General features: G+C 63.5%; 10 protein-coding genes and 1 tRNA gene. 4 read left to right on the top strand and 7 right to left on the bottom strand.

Annotated elements, in window-relative coordinates:
* Positions 1 to 279 precede the first annotated feature (279 nt).
* Entirely contained in the window at positions 280 to 2,394 is a 2,115-nt protein-coding gene (locus tag ACIQ17_RS11690) for a hypothetical protein (protein WP_398468640.1), read from the bottom strand.
* Between the two features lie 265 nt (positions 2,395 to 2,659).
* Here ACIQ17_RS11690 and ACIQ17_RS11685 point away from each other — a divergent pair, with 265 nt between their 5' ends.
* Positions 2,660 to 3,823 carry a GGDEF domain-containing protein gene (locus tag ACIQ17_RS11685; RefSeq protein WP_398468638.1) on the top strand — a complete coding sequence of 388 codons (1,164 nt, stop codon included), beginning with the start codon at positions 2,660 to 2,662 and terminating at the stop codon, positions 3,821 to 3,823.
* A gap of 192 nt (positions 3,824 to 4,015) precedes the next feature.
* Positions 4,016 to 4,327 carry a hypothetical protein gene (locus ACIQ17_RS11680; protein WP_398468636.1) on the top strand — a complete coding sequence of 104 codons (312 nt, stop codon included), beginning with the start codon at positions 4,016 to 4,018 and terminating at the stop codon, positions 4,325 to 4,327.
* A 397-nt stretch (positions 4,328 to 4,724) separates the two neighbouring features.
* On the opposite strand, the gene ACIQ17_RS11675 is transcribed toward ACIQ17_RS11680, so the two are convergent.
* The 3 genes from ACIQ17_RS11675 to tuf form a co-directional block, all read right to left on the bottom strand.
* Positions 4,725 to 8,573, bottom strand: coding sequence for an autotransporter domain-containing protein (locus ACIQ17_RS11675; RefSeq protein ID WP_398468634.1), 3,849 nt, complete (start codon positions 8,571 to 8,573; stop codon positions 4,725 to 4,727).
* A 249-nt stretch (positions 8,574 to 8,822) separates the two neighbouring features.
* Positions 8,823 to 8,898: transfer RNA gene (locus ACIQ17_RS11670), tRNA-Trp, on the bottom strand.
* Positions 8,899 to 9,036: 138 nt separating this feature from the next.
* Positions 9,037 to 10,227 carry an elongation factor Tu gene (gene tuf, locus ACIQ17_RS11665; protein ID WP_398468632.1) on the bottom strand — a complete coding sequence of 397 codons (1,191 nt, stop codon included), beginning with the start codon at positions 10,225 to 10,227 and terminating at the stop codon, positions 9,037 to 9,039.
* 166 nt (positions 10,228 to 10,393) lie between these two features.
* Between tuf and ACIQ17_RS11660 the strand changes: the two genes are divergently transcribed.
* Entirely contained in the window at positions 10,394 to 11,617 is a 1,224-nt protein-coding gene (locus ACIQ17_RS11660) for a serine hydrolase domain-containing protein (RefSeq protein WP_398468630.1), read from the top strand.
* A 135-nt stretch (positions 11,618 to 11,752) separates the two neighbouring features.
* Here ACIQ17_RS11660 and ACIQ17_RS11655 read toward each other — a convergent pair whose 3' ends face one another.
* Together ACIQ17_RS11655 and ACIQ17_RS11650 are read right to left on the bottom strand one after the other, a co-directional pair.
* Positions 11,753 to 12,520, bottom strand: a complete 768-nt coding sequence (locus ACIQ17_RS11655; RefSeq protein ID WP_398468628.1) for an SDR family NAD(P)-dependent oxidoreductase — start codon at positions 12,518 to 12,520, stop codon at positions 11,753 to 11,755.
* A gap of 58 nt (positions 12,521 to 12,578) precedes the next feature.
* Positions 12,579 to 13,322, bottom strand: coding sequence for a histidine phosphatase family protein (locus ACIQ17_RS11650; protein WP_398468626.1), 744 nt, complete (start codon positions 13,320 to 13,322; stop codon positions 12,579 to 12,581).
* Positions 13,323 to 13,480: 158 nt separating this feature from the next.
* On the opposite strand from ACIQ17_RS11650, the gene ACIQ17_RS11645 reads away from it, so the two are divergent.
* Positions 13,481 to 14,266 carry an SDR family NAD(P)-dependent oxidoreductase gene (locus tag ACIQ17_RS11645; protein WP_398468624.1) on the top strand — a complete coding sequence of 262 codons (786 nt, stop codon included), beginning with the start codon at positions 13,481 to 13,483 and terminating at the stop codon, positions 14,264 to 14,266.
* Here the strand turns inward: ACIQ17_RS11645 and ACIQ17_RS11640 are convergent.
* Positions 14,229 to 15,164 (bottom strand): DMT family transporter, encoded by a 936-nt coding sequence (locus ACIQ17_RS11640; RefSeq protein WP_398468671.1) that lies wholly within the window; start codon positions 15,162 to 15,164, stop codon positions 14,229 to 14,231. The genes ACIQ17_RS11645 and ACIQ17_RS11640 overlap by 38 nt on opposite strands.
* Positions 15,165 to 15,482: the final 318 nt, after the last annotated feature.

Genomic DNA, 15,482 nt, shown 5'->3' with positions numbered 1-15,482 from the left:
CAGACGATTGAATAGTTTCAGGAATCCAGACAGCCCTGTTGCGCCCGATCCATCACCGAAGGAAATCTTCGCCGTGGATGAGCCGCCAACCGAGCTCGTGTGTCTGGAGATCGAAGCCGCGTCGGATGTCCGTGAACCGGGCCGACAGCGAGTGGCGCTTTGTAGGGCGACGACGGGAAAAGGTCAAGAACTCCCGCAGGTTCGGCAGGAACCGGCCTCTCCCGACGCGATCTCGTGGCCGGGCCTGTCCCGGCCACGCATCTATTTGATGCTATTGGCCTATTTTCGCACGAGCGACCGTACATGCCGGACCACGTGATCGGCCACGATCGCGTGCCCTTCCGCCGTCGGATGTACCGCCCCGCTATACATCGCCGCATAGACCGGCTGCAGGATGTCGAACTGGGTGAAGCCCGGCGAATGGACATTGGCGGTCAGGAACGCGTCATTCGGGGTCCGGAACAGGCGCCAGCGCGACGCATAAGGCAGATAGGCCGCCGGCGAGTAAGGCGTGAACTCCTCCTGGCCGAACCAACGCCGCGGCATCGCCATGGCCTCACCGTCCGCCTGCGGCCGCTTCGGATCCCGCGCGCACAGGCCACGTTTCGTGAACTCGGCCTGGTGATCGGTGATCAGCCGAAAGCCCGTCCCCGCCCCCGTGGCCAATGCCGGGCACCCTGCCCCGCGCCCATTGGTGATGCAGGCGGTGCGGGCGAAGAAATCGTTCAGGAAGCTCACGGTCTCGGCGAGACGCTCGCGCGACAACGACAGCTTCTTGTGGACGTCGAGGCCGAGCGTCGGCTGCGCGCCGCACATGGCGCCGGTCTCGTCGAACTGGATTGGCTCATAGGCGGTCTGCAGCACATTCGCCGGCTGCACGCCGAACCCGTCCCGCAAGGCATCGCGCAACGCCACCATGCGCTCGTCAAGCTGCTCCATATAGGCACGCGACACCTGCGGCGAGAACCGGATCTGCTTGCCGAGCAGATTCGCGATCGGCGCGAGATCGCCGGCCGAATCCGTCATGGCGTAGACCATCAGCGGCGAGAAGCCGACATCATTGCCGCCGATGGACAGCAGCAGCGTATCGATCGGCCGCTTGCGCTCGGATGGCGCACACCAGGCCTTCGAGACCGGCGTATTCCCCACCTGCACGCTGCCGCTTGCATAGGTCGGCAGGTTGTACGTCGCGCGCTGCGTACGACCCTGCGGGCTCCTGCAGATCAGGTCAGCCAGCTGATCGAGCTGCGAGCGCACCATCGCATTGCCGGCGCCTTCTCGCGCCTTCTTCTCGAGAAACAGACCTTCGGTCACCTCCGCGCCGGTGCAGGCAAGACTGACCAGCGTCACCGAGCGATGCGGATTCTCCATTGCCATTTGCAGCCCGACACGGAACGGATAGCCGTATTGCGAGCGATGGCAGTCCGGGCTGAGCCAGCGTGCATTGGCGGCGTTGAAGGCCTTGTCGAACTGCGCCGAAGCGAGCGGGAAATACAGTTCCTGCTCCTCGTCGGAGAGTTTTCGACGCGGCAGGTTCTTGTAGTCGAAGCTCCCCGCTGGCGCCGGCGGCGTCAGCTTCTGCATCGACTTGGTGGCGCTGCGCGTCGCCATCTCCTCGCGCATCAGCGTGGGATCATAGACCATCTCGCGCACGGCGCTGAATGTCACCGGCACATCCGGATTGCTCTCGCCCGAGGCAAAGGAATCGCCGAGCGCAACGATGAACAGATCCTCGACGGCCACCTGCTCGCTCAATGTCCGGCCACCGGGCAAGGCGACCTGCACGGCCGCGCCCGACAAATTACGATCCACTGCGAACGGCAGGCGATTGATCTTCAGTGGCGTCGCGCAGGATTGCGTGCGGGTCTCGGCTTTCGCGCCCGGGCGCCGCGGCGTCCAGCTCCAGACGCAATCACCCGCTCCCGCTTCCGCGACACGATCCGGCGCAAGCCGGATCACCACCGTATGCGCGTCGGGCAGCACGTAGTCTTCCTTGGCCGTGCCCCACGAATAGCGACGATCGCAGCTCTGCAGATAGCGGCCCTGCCGGCTGTCATAGCAAACAGCGTCGATGGTCTGCGCCGCCCAGCCGAGCCTTGTGCGATTGTAGCCCGCACGCGCGGTGTTGGCGCAGCTGGTCGGGCTTGTCTTGTCGGTGCAGTCGGGATCGTTGAGCCGTCGCTCCGTACGCCACACCACGTCGGCGGGCGGCAACACGGATTCATTGCGAGCCGCGGGATAGCCGCGCTCATACATGGCAAAGGACGCGGCATTCCTGAAAAAACGGAACGGGCTTTCGACCTGCCACAGCAGATCGGCAGCATGCGCTCCATGGCAGAACGAGGAACCCAGCAACGTCGTGGCCCCCACGACGAACGTCACGAGCAATTTCATTATCGACTTCCGGCTGACCCAGGCGATATGTCGCGCAGAATGCATGTCAGGTTCATGACCGCGACGGCGCGCCGCATGAACGACCGCGCAGTCCACACGCCAGCACGACCGCGAGGCTATTGAGCGAATTGCAAATCGATCTACGCAGCTGCTGTTAACCAGCCGGCCAATCCTGCGCCATTCTGCATAACATCACACCACCCCACAATGACGAAACAATCGCCTTAGTTGGTTTGTATGGGAGAGTCTGTGCGAGATCAGCACCATGGCCATCATGCACCCTGCCGCCAATATGAGAACGGCCCCGGATAAAGGCGCAACCGGCGAGGCCGCCGTCGAGCCGCCGGCAGGCCGGGCTGCACAGCGCCGCCCCGCCTACATCGCCCAGGCCGTCAGCTATGTGATCGATGGCGCCATCCTGTTCGCCTATGCCAGCATCGGCGTCACCACCGTCACCACCGGCCTCGTCTATCTCACCCTCCGCCTCGCCGTGGTCGGCGTCGCCTTCTTCCTCTCGGAGACACGCGTCACCGATCGGCTGAGAGATCACTATTTGTTCGTGCCGCTCAGCCTGGTCAGCATCACCATCCAGATCGGTGCGATCTATCTGGTGCCGCAGATCGGCTTCTACTTCATTGCCATCATCTTCGTGGTGCTCGGCTTCGGCGCGTTGCGGATGTCGGCGCGGCAGACCGGGATCGTGTGGGCATATGCCACGCTCGGCCTCGCCGTCCTCTTCCTGATGACCGACAAGCCGATCGGCATCCCCATGGCCGACGCCACCGAGCGCACACTCGCGCTGGCCTGCTTTGTCAGCACCCTCGCCCGCTGCGCCGGCGCCGGGCTTTACGGGTCATCGATGCGCGAACTGCTGTATCGCCGCAGCAACGCCCTCGCCGCCGCCAATGCGCGCATCGAGGAACTGGCCCAGATCGACGAACTCACCGGCGCCTATAACCGTCGCTACATCATGAAATATCTCGGCGAGAAGATCACCAGAATCCAGCACGGAGCTCATGGCAGCGTCGCGCTGATCGATCTCGATCATTTCAAGCGCATCAATGATCGCTTCGGCCATCCGGTGGGAGACGAAGTGTTGCGCCGGTTCGCGCGCGCGATCTTCACCAATATCCGCATGATCGACAAGCTTGGCCGCTATGGCGGCGAGGAATTCCTGCTGGTGCTGCCGGATACGAATACAGATCAGGCCCTCCAGATCGTCGAACGCCTGCGCAGCATCGTCGCCGAAATGGACTGGTCGAAGGTCGCGCCGGACCTCACACTCACCATCTCTGCCGGCATCAGCGAGATCGCTTCCAACGACACACCCGAAGACCTGCTCGCCCGTGCCGATCGCGCACTGTATCGCGCCAAGGATGCGGGCCGCAATCGCGTGCTTGCAGCAGCGCAGCGGCGACGCTTCGGCTGAGTGAAACAATCGTTCCAGAACGTCACGCCTTGCACACGGTGCGCCGCTACGCGCGGGCCGGTGCACACTTACGCGAATTCATCAACGCAGCCGGCTACTAAGGTTAAACTTTTCATCTGATTGAAGGCATTGCGTTCACTCGCTCTGATCCGTCCGTGCGCAGCAAGCGCACGTCTAGACAGGAGAAAACGCATGAAGAAAATGGCAACCATCATTGTGGTGGCGGCTTCGCTCGCGAGCCCGCCCGTCTTCGCCAAGGGCCTCAATCTCGGCCTCGGCGCCGGGGTCGGTGTCGCCACGTCGGGCCTGCTCAACACAGCGATCGCCGTCAATCCGTCGGTCGCCGTCGGTGTCGGTGGCACCGGCACGGGCACAGCCGGTGCAGCAGCTGGCGTGGGCGTGAATGTGGGCGCAGCGGTCAGCAAGTCCGGGCTGCTCGGCGGCCTGCTGAGCAAGGGCCTGACCGTCGGTGTCGGCGCCAGTGCCGCAGCCTGCGGCTGCTAGCCCCTGACTGAACCTCTCCACTAACAAGGATGTGGGCGGGAAACCGCCCACATCACCCTGCCGATCTCCGACGATCTATCTGCAAACGAAAAACGCCCACCTGTCGGCAATCCTCTGCCGACAGGTGGGCGTTTTTCATTTCCGTCACTGATATTCGTGCGGATCGTCCAGCGACACCCACACAGCCGCCAGCAGCGACGCGCCGAGAAATGGCACGAGACAAAGTCCGAGGCCGGCCCAGATGACGATCAGTGCAGTGGTCATGGTTGTTACTCCCGCATATTTGTTATGAGCGGCAGTTTGAGCGCCCCCGTCGGCAGTGGGTTAACAGCGGTTATGAGACTACCACCGCGGTGGCTAACATCGTGTTTACGTTAAATGCCCCGATCTTCGCGCATTACCACGCGTAGCGCACGACGCCCGTTCCGCTATAGCTGCGCGTCACATCCGAGAACTCGCCCTCGAATGTCGCGGCGACGGCCCAACCGTTCATCCACTTCATCTCCGCCGATGCCGTCGCCAGCGCGGCATGGCGCGCCTGCGCAGCGCCGTTGACGACGAAGCTCGCGCCCGGCAGCGCCTGGAAGGTCGCGGCAATGCTGCGATCGGTGTTGAAATCATGCGCCCACGCTGCGCGACCGCGCAGCGTCAGGATCGCATCGTTCAATGCAAAGGACCTGTCACTGCGCAGACCGAGTTCGCTGCGTGTGGACGTAGCGCTTCTGCCGGCATAGGCGAGCGCAAATGTCGTCGCGCTGCCCGCCCCCGTCTCGGCATAAGTCGGCAGATCGAACGCCGTCGCCTGCACCGCCCCATAAGGCGTGAGGCCAAAGCCGGGCAGCCAGGATGTCACGAAGCGATTGCCCATCTCGATGCGGCCCGAATAGGCATAGGCATTGTACTGCGCATGCAGGCGCTCGAAGCCCGCAGCAGCGACGGTGCGATCGGTCGTGACGTCCTGCCAGCCATAGGCGGCGGCGGCAGACACGTAGGCCGAACCGACCGTGTGACGCAGGAAGGTGCCGGCCTGGAACAGATCGGAGCGACCGGAGCCGCCACCATTCACCGCAAAATTGGTGCCGCCACCAGCCAGCGAGAAGCCGGCGACGGTGTTCGGCGAGAACCAGTAATCCGCACCGACCGCCGTGCCATAGAGGCTCGACGTTGTGTTGTTCGATCCGGTGGGGGTGTTGGCATCCGTGCTGCGCGAGCCGCCGAAGCCGGCGGTCCACACAGTCCAGCGCTCCTCGAAAATCGGCGCCACCGGCAGCGCCTTCGTGATCGCAGCGAAGGCGTCAATCGGCTTGCGCTTGCCGGCATAGCTCAATGCCTGGTCGGCATAGGCAGCGGCACCGCTCACGCCATCACCACGCCCCGCAGCAAACGGATCGGTCATCACGCCCATGAACAGGTTCATGGCGTCGAACGTCGCCTGCTGGCTGCCGGTGCCAACTTCGCCGGAAGCCTGCGACAGGCCTTGGGCGTTCAGCGCGCCGAACACCAGCGGAATGCCGCCGGTACGGTTGAAGAAGCCGGTTAGTGCGTTGCCGACGGCAGCCTGATTGGCGTTGAGAGAACCATAGACCGGCGGGGGCGGCCCCGGTGTCGGCGGCACGGGCGTGAAGTCCAACGCCAGATCGAGATAGGCATTGTTCGCATCGTAGCGCAGGCTTGATTTGAAGTTGGACGGCAGGTCGGTGTTGACCTGCGTGCCGAACGTCCCGATCACGCCGCCGGTCGCGTTCACGATGGTGTATTGCCGGTTGACGTAGCTGCCCGGCGCGAAGCTGGCATTCACCGTGGCGCCGCCGAGTGTCGCCGTGCCGGTGACATTGACGCGGTCCGCATTTGCCGGCGACACCTCGACCATGTAGGTCGATGCGGCCGTAAACACGAGATTGCCCTGCACGGTCAACAGGTCGATCGAATTGCCCGGCGCCAGCGTGCCGCCATTGATCGTGGTGTTGCCGACGATGCCGTTGCCGCCGAGCGTGCCGCCGCTGTTGACGGTGGTCATCGACGAGGACGCGATCGAGCCGTTGACGCTCAGCGTGCCGCCATCGATGGTGGTCGCGCCAATATAGGTGCTGTTACCTGACAGGGTGAGGGTGCCGGTGCCGATCTTGGCGAATGACGAGGCAATGCCGGCGACCTGGTCGATCGCGCCGCTGAATGTCGTCGAGCGATCGTCACCGCCGGTCGTCAATCGCTGGCCGACCTGGAGCAGAACACGCCCATCGCCCGACAGCGAGCCGATCGTCTCCGACGCGAGAATGTTGAGCATACCCGGTGCATTGATGATCACCGCGCCCGTGTCGGCGATTGCTCGCCCGTTGTGGACCCCTAGCCAGCCGGCTTCGATGGTCGTCGTTCCGGTATAGGTATTCGTGCCGAGCAGGGTAAGACTGCCGGAGCCATCCTTGATCAGCGCCCCCGTTCCGGTCGTGATAGCATCATTCACGGCGATGAAACCTGCGCCGCCGAAGATCAGGGAACGATCTGCACCGGTGATACCGCCGTTCAGAATGAGCGTACCGCTGTCCGCGTTGATGCGGCTTGCCGAACCGAGTGTGATCCCGCCCGCCATGGTGGTCGAGCCAGACACATTACGGAACGCGCCGCCTCCCGCGACGCCGGTGCCGTTCAATGTCAGTGCGTTGTTCACGACGGCGACGCCGAACTGCACTTCCAGCGCAGCGCCGCTCGCGACCGACACGCCGCCGAATCCGAGAGCGGCCGCATTGCGGGCATTGATCATGCCGGAGGATATGGTGGTGCCGCCGAGATAGGTGTTGCTGCCGGACAGGATCGTCGTTCCCGAGCCAACCTGGCTGACGGCGCCGTTTCCGGAAATGGTGTCGCTGAAGGTCACCGTGTCCGAGCGGTTGAAGGCCAGTATCCCGTGGTTGGTCACATTGCCGGCGATCGCGCCTGTGGTCCCGCCATCGCCGAGTTGCAGCGTGCCTGCCGAGATCGTGGTGCCGCCGGCGTAGGTATTGGTGCCAGTCAGCGTCAGTATTCCCGTGCCGACCTGACGGATTTCGCCTGTACCGGATATTATGCTGCTGTATGTGACCGCGTCGGACCGGTCGAAGATGAGCGCCGCATTGTTGGTGATGTCGCCGGCAATCGCGCCTGTGGTGCCGCCATTGCCGATCTGCAGCGCCCCGGCGGAAATCGTGGTGCCACCGCCATGGCTGCCCGCGCCGGTCAGGACCAGCGTGCCGCTGCCGCTCTTCTGGATCGCGCCGGTGCCGGTGATCGAGCTTGCAAGTTCGACATCACTGTTCTGCATGAAATAGAGCGCGCCGGTGACGCCGATATTTCCTGTCAGCCCCGCCGTCGCATTGACGAAACTGATCGTATTGTTGCCACCCGTGAACGTGATCGCGTCGGCGCGGGTGACACCGTCGCCATTCATGCCGCCCGCAATGGTGCCCGAATTGATGATAAGGAGATCGGACCCGACGACGCCGGCGCCGCCGGCTCCGTTCGGGGCATTCCCGCCATAACTGGCATAACCGCCCGCACCGCCGGCGCCGCCCTGGATGGCTCCCCAATTGGTCAATGAGCCTGCGCCGGTGAAGAACACGCCGATGCCGCCCGCGCCGCCGCCACCGCCGGCTCCGCTCGCGAGGCTCGTGCCGCTGCCGCCGGTGCCACCGGCTCCGCCTGTGATGGCCTGTGTGTTCGTGCCTCCGAGGCCCGTGATGAAGGCGCCGTAGCCGCCGCCGCCGCCACCCCCATTGCCGCCCCATGCGGCAGCATTTCTGCCCCCATTGCCGCCGGCGCCGCCCCGGGACGGATCGGTCGTTGAAAACGAACCGGAGACCCATCCATGCGCGCCACCGCCGCCGCCACTGGCGCCGCCGCCGGCGTTGTCAGAGTCCGCGCCGTCCCCACCGTCGCCGCCCACGCCGTTGACCGCGGCGGTCCCGCCAGTACCACCCGGCTCCGAATAGCTGATCCGTCCTGCCGCTCCCCCCGTTCCTCCGGTGATCCCGGCGGCACCGCCACCGCCACCACCACCGCCACTGACATGCAGGGCACCGTTGCCGCCGTTGCCTCCGACGCCGGTTACCGGATCGGTCGTTCCCCCGCCGCCAGCCCACTCGCCCATATAGGAGTTACCGCCACTACCGCCGGTCTGCTGCGCCTCTGTCGGCGTCGGCCACGTCACCGCCGCGAAAGCAAGCGCACAGGCCGCAACGGCTTCGACCCGGTGTTTATATCGCGATGACGACATCAGCGGCATCCCCATCAACTTGGCCCGCATCCAAGGGCACTGGCGCGGAGATTCTCTCCGCAAGGACGGTGTATGCCGGACCATTGCGGTCAATGGCTGGAGGTACAAGGACACCAGTGTCGCACCAGGCCGAAAAAAGGGCGCACAGGAGCGTTTCCGCCCGAGTGAGTCCTTTCGGCCACGGTGACCACGAGGAACTCGCCCGCGCGATGTGTCGGTCAGCGATTCAGGATTGAGGGAACTGGAAAATGGCAGGGGCGGTAGGGCTCGAACCTACGACAACCGGTTTTGGAGACCGGTACTCTACCAACTGAGCTACACCCCTACAGAACCGTGCCATGGCAATCGGTTCGGGCCGTTTGAAGCACATCGCACGCCTGATTTGCAAGAGGCGAAGCGAACAGTTTGGAATCAAAAACGGCGGGCACGGGATAAAATCCCCTGCCCGCCGCCTTTATCGAGATTACTCGATGATCGAAGCGACGACGCCTGCACCGACGGTGCGGCCGCCTTCACGGATGGCGAAGCGCAGCTTCTCTTCCATCGCGATCGGCACGATCAGGTGCACTTCCATGGCGATGTTGTCGCCCGGCATCACCATCTCGGTGCCTTCCGGCAGATGCACAACACCGGTCACGTCGGTGGTGCGGAAGTAGAACTGCGGACGGTAGTTGGTGAAGAACGGGGTGTGACGGCCACCTTCGTCCTTGGTCAGAATGTAAGCTTCTGCCTTGAACTTGGTGTGCGGCTTCACCGAACCCGGCTTGCACAGCACCTGGCCGCGCTCGACGTCTTCACGCTTGGTGCCGCGCAGCAGCGCGCCGATGTTGTCGCCGGCCTGGCCCTGATCGAGCAGCTTGCGGAACATTTCAACGCCGGTGCAGATCGTCTTCTGGGTGGCGCGGATACCGACGATTTCGATTTCCTCGCCGACCTTGACGATGCCGCGCTCGACACGGCCGGTCACGACCGTACCACGACCCGAGATCGAGAACACGTCTTCGACCGGCATCAGGAACGGCTGGTCAACCGGACGCTCCGGCTGCGGAATGTAGGCGTCGACATTCTTCATCAGCTCGAGGATGGCGTCGTGGCCGAGCTCCTTGGAGCTGTCTTCCAGCGCGGCCAAAGCCGAACCCTTGACGATCGGAATGTCATCGCCCGGGAAGTCGTACTTCGACAGCAGTTCGCGGACTTCCATTTCCACGAGCTCGAGCAGTTCCGGATCGTCGACCATGTCGCACTTGTTCAGGAACACGACCAGCGCCGGCACGCCGACCTGGCGGGCGAGCAGGATGTGCTCGCGGGTCTGCGGCATCGGGCCGTCGGCAGCCGACACGACCAGGATCGCGCCGTCCATCTGCGCGGCACCGGTGATCATGTTCTTCACATAGTCGGCGTGGCCGGGGCAGTCGACGTGGGCGTAGTGGCGGTTCGGGGTCTCGTATTCGACGTGAGCGGTCGAAATGGTGATGCCGCGGGCCTTCTCTTCCGGCGCCTTGTCGATCTGGTCGTAAGCGGTGAACGACGCACCGCCGGACTCAGCCAGCACCTTGGTGATCGCAGCGGTCAGCGAGGTCTTGCCGTGGTCGACGTGACCGATCGTGCCGATATTGCAGTGCGGTTTGTTACGTTCAAATTTTGCTTTGGCCATTGATCCACCTGTTTTGCCGACGCCCATGCGTGGCACACCAAACCGGCGGCTGGTTACTAAGGAAAACGCCCCTATTCAAGCCCGAACTTATGGGCCAAGCTCCTCAGACATGCCGGCTAAGCCCCTTATTTAGTCAGGCAAAAGACAAGATCAATCGGGAGCCCTCATGAACGCCCAGACTGCCGCCAAAGCCGCCGCAAATCCCCAGACCCCCGCCCTCCCCGAAGCCCGGCCGGAATCGCTGGGATTGTCATCAAACCGTCTTCAAAAGATTTCCGACGCATTCCGGCGCGAGATCGACAAGGGCACCACCCCGGGGGTGACCACCCTGATCGCCCGCCGCGGCCAGATCGGCTATTTCGAGGCTTTTGGCCGCCAGTCGCCCGATGCGGCCACCCCGATGGCCAGGGACAGCCTGTTTCGCATCTTCTCCATGACCAAGCCGATCGTCTCGCTCGGGATCATGCAGCTGGTCGAGGATGGGCATATCCTCCTGATGGACCCGCTGGCCAAATACATCCCGGAGTTTGCGGACACCAAGGTCGGCATCGAGCGCAACGGCCAGCTCGAACTGGCGCTGCCGCTCCGCCCCATCACCATTCAGGACCTGCTGCGCCACACCTCGGGCATCGCCTATGAGATCACCGGCAACGGCATGGTGCAGCGGATGTACCAGAAGTCGAATCTGCGCAGCCGCGACATCACCAATGAAGAGCACGCGAAGATCGTCGCGAAACTGCCGCTGATCTGCCAGCCCGGCAGCGAATGGAATTATAGCCGCTCGACCGACATCCTCGGCCGCGTCATCGAGGTCGTGTCCGGCAAGTCGCTGGGTAGTTATCTCACCGAAAACATTCTCGCGCCCCTGCAGATGGCGGAAACGGGCTTTCACACGACGGCCGAGAACAAGGCCCGTATCGCGCATCCCTTCCCCACCGATCCCTGGACCGGTGACAAGGTGTCGCTGTTCGATCCGCTGGAGATCCCGAAGATGGAATCGGGCGGCGGCGGTCTCGTCTCGACGACCATGGACTATGCCCGCTTCTGCCAGATGCTGCTCAATGGCGGCACGCTGGACGGCGCCCGCGTGATCGGCAGCCGCACCCTGCAGTTCATGGCCTCGAACCATCTCGCGCCAGGCGTGAAGCTGGAAACGCATCTCGTCCCGCCCGGCCACAGCTTCGGCCTCGGTTTTGCGGTGCGCACGGATGACGGGCTGGCGCCTTATGCGGGCTCCACCGGTCAGTTCTTCTGGAGCGGCGTCGCCGGAACGTTCTTCTGGATCGATCCGAAGGAAGAGCTGTTCACGGTGTTCATGTCGCAGGGGCCAGGACAGCGGGAATATTTCAGGACGCTGATCCGGAGCCTGGTTTACGCAGCGGTGGAGTGAGCTCCCCTCTGACTGTCATGCCCCGCGAAAGCGGGGCATCCAGTAATCGGCGGCGTCAATGTATCTCGCGAAGCCAGTGTCTACTGGATCACCCGCTTTCGCGGGTGATGACAATGTGAGTGCTATGCAGCCAACTCAGCCGATCGTCGCACCACCGTCGATCACGACCGTCTGCCCGGTCATGAAATTCCCGGCCGCCGAGCCCATGAACACCGCAGCGCCCGCGATCTCGTCGGGGATGCCGATGCGCAGCAGCGGCGAGCGCGCGGTGGAGCGCTTCAGCGTGTCCGGATCATCCCACAGCGCCTTGGCGAAATCGGTCTTGATCAGGCCGGGCGCGATGCAGTTCACGCGGATATTGTGCTGACCGTATTCGCAGGCGAGATTACGCGCGAGCTGCATGTCCGCGGCCTTCGACACGCAATAGGCACCGATCGTCGTCGATCCCTTCAACCCGCCGATCGACGACACGATGATCACCGAACCATCCTTGCGTTCGATCATCTCCGGCACCACCATCGAGATCAGCCAGTTATTGGCGACGATATTGTTGCTGAGGATCTTGTTGAACTGGTCGTCGGAGATGCCGGCGAGCGGGCCGTAATACGGGTTCGACGCGGCGTTGCAGACCAGCACGTCGATCTTTCCGAACGCCTTGCGGCTCTCATCGACGAGGTTCTGCAGGTTCTCCTTGCTGGAGATATTTGCAGCGATGGCAACCGCGGTGCCCTTGCCGAACTTCTCGTTCACGTCCTTTGCGACTTCGTCGCAGACGTCCTGCTTGCGCGAGGAGATCACGACCTTCGCGCCGTGCTCGGCCATCCGCTCGGCAATGGCGCGGCCGATACCGCGCGTCGAGCCGGTGATAACGGCGACTTTGCCTTTCATGTCGAACAAGGTCATGTGGTTCTCTCCCGCTTGATCGCCGATCGATGTGTCGGCTTGATGTGAAATAGTGGGCTTAAGCCAGCTTCGTCGCCGACGTTCCGACTTCGGGCCCTGCCGGTTGATGCATCGCCGCGTGCGCCTCGTCTGCGATCCACGGCTGCTGATTGACCATCGGAATGCGCCAGCCCGAATGGCCATCGCTGCCGAGATGATCGAGCCGTGTGATCGAACAATTATCGATGGTGAAAGCGAGGCCGCGATCAGGCTGGTCGTTCAGCGCAAGACCGATGGCCGACTTGATGGTGCCGCCATGGGCGACCACCACCACATCCCTGCCCGCATAATCGCGATTGATGCGATCGATACCGCGACGGGTGCGCTGATAGAGATCCAGGAAGCTTTCACCATTCGGCGAGCGTTCGTCGATCGGCGCAAACCAGTAGCTGCCGACGCCGATGGGGCGGCTTGCAAAGAACGCCTGGCGGTTCATGCCCTGCCAGTCGCCGAGATGCTGCTCGTTGAAATCTTCCTCATGGGGCATCGCATCCGGCTTCGGAAAACCCGCAGCCCAGATTGCATCGGCGGTCTGATGCGTACGTTTCAGCTTGCTTGCAAACCACACCGCATTGCGTGGCAGGATCTTGCTCACCGCATTGAACACGACGCGATCGCTGCAATCGCAATCCATGTCCTTCTGGCCATAGATATTGCCGCCGTCATTGCGCACCGGTGCGTGCCGCACCCACCACCACCTCGTCGCTGTCACCCCCGCGGGAACGCTGTGCTGCGCCACGAATGGTTTTTCGGTGTTGGACATCGGACCCACCCTTCAATATCGTTTCGTTTGTCGTACGTCAGCGCGCGCGATGCCTCAAGCATCTTCGCAGCAACGAAACCGTGACGAATGATGATGAATTCCATGTGGCGGCAGTCCGCTCAAGAAATAGACAACGAATAATCTCAGGGAGAGAAACCATGGGCCGTCTCGCAGGCAAATCCGTCGTCATCACCGGCGCAGGCAGCGGCATCGGCCGTGCCGCAGCGCAGCTGTTCGCCCAGGAAGGCGCCAGGCTGATCATCGTCGATCGCAGCGACAGCATTCACGAGACCGCAAAGCTCGTCACCGATGCCGGCGGCACCGCGCAGGCCGTCACTGCCGATGCCGGCTCCGAGAGCGACGTAAAGGCCTTCATCGACAAGGCCGTATCCACTTATGGCCAGCTCGATGCGATCTGGGCCAATGCCGGCGTGTCCGGCGGACTCGTGCCGCTGCTCGAGCAGACCGTCGAGCAATGGCAGGAAATCCTGCGCATCAACCTGATCGGCCCGTTCCTCGCCATCAAGCATTCGATGCCGCACATGATCAAGCAGGGCCACGGCTCGATCGTCTGCACGGCGTCCGTTGCGGGCCTGAAGTCGGGCGCCTCCGGCCATCCCTATGCGTCAAGCAAGGCCGGCGTTATCAGCCTGGTGCAGACCACCGCTTATTCCCTCTCCGGCACGGGGGTGCGCATCAATGCGGTGTGCCCCGGCCTGATCGAGACCGGCATGACCAAGCCGGTGTTCGACCGCGCCAAGCAGCGCGGCACCGAAGACAAGATCGGCCAGCTCAATCCGCTGAAGCGCGCCGGCCAGCCCCACGAGCTCGCAGCCATGGGCCTGTTCTTGGCGAGCGACGAGGCGTCCTATGTGAACGGTCAGGCGATCCCCGTGGACGGCGGCCTCACCGCCTCGATGCCCTATGCGGGCAAGCCGATCTAGGCTGCCCTACGCTATCGGCCGGCGTGGTCGTCGTGTCGGCCGCCAGCGGCCGGTTGCGGACGCGCTCGCGGTGGAAGGTGTAGACGCCGGACAGCACGATGATGCTCGCGCCGACGACCATCGCGATATCGGGCACGTCGCCAAACACCAGGTAGCCGAGCAGCATCGCATACAGCATCTGCGAGTAGCGCATCGGCGCCACCGACGACACCTCGCCGACGCGCAGCGCAAGGATCAGATACTGGAAGCCGATCAAGGTCAGCAGTGCGGCCAGCGCGATCAGCCCGAGCAGTTGCCAGGACGGCATCGTCCAGTCGCCGTGAATGACGGTGAAGGCCGCCCCCGCCAGCGTCACGGCGACGATGGTGAGGAAGGTCAGGAACAGCGTCGGGATCTCGGCCGGGATGCGCTTGGTGACGAGATCGCGCATGGTGTAGAAGCCGACCGACAACAGCGCCACCAGCGTGAACTGGCTGAAGCCGTCCGCGCCCGGCCGCACGATGATCAGCACACCGATAAAGCCGGCAGCGATCGCCAGCCAGCGCCGCCAGCCCACCGGCTCGCCCAGGATCAGCACCGCGCCGCAGGTCATCACCAACGGCAGCGACTGGATAATCGCCGTGACATTCGCGAGCGGCAAATGGCTCACCGCCACAAGGAACAACGCCGAACCGCCGATCTCGCCACTGATGCGCAGCGACACGGGCCAGGTCAACGCCACGCGCAGCGGCCGCATCGCGCCCTGATGCAGCGCCAGCGCGCCGATCATCACGCTGGCGAACAGCCCGCGCAGCATCATCACTTCGCTGAAATGCAGCTGCGCCGTCAGGAATTTGGCGATGGCGTCATTGACGCTGAAACTGGCCATGGAAACAGCCATCAACAGGCTGCCACGCATATTGGGAGAGAGAGGCAAAACGTCGTCCGGAGCGTATCGAGATGCCGCGGCGGAAAATCGCTGCAGCGCAGCATGCTCTGTGCGTCAGGCGGATCGGGAGGTCAAGACAAAGGCATGCGCATGCCCCGCTTACTTTCTGGGCATAGGTCCGTTTGAGAGAGGCTACACACCCTCGGTCGGAGGTGCGGCGGCCTTCACGGCGACCAGCTTCTTGCGATTGCGGATGCGCTCGCGGTGGAAGGCGTACAGCCCGGAGCCGACGATCACAGCCGCGCCGACGATCATCCAGCCATCCGGGACATCGCCAAAGATCAGATA

Source organism: Tardiphaga sp., from assembly GCF_044340795.1.
Classification (GTDB): Bacteria; Pseudomonadota; Alphaproteobacteria; order Rhizobiales; family Xanthobacteraceae; genus Tardiphaga.
Note: the sequence above shows the minus strand (reverse complement) of the source record. Positions and strands in the feature narration are given on the sequence as shown.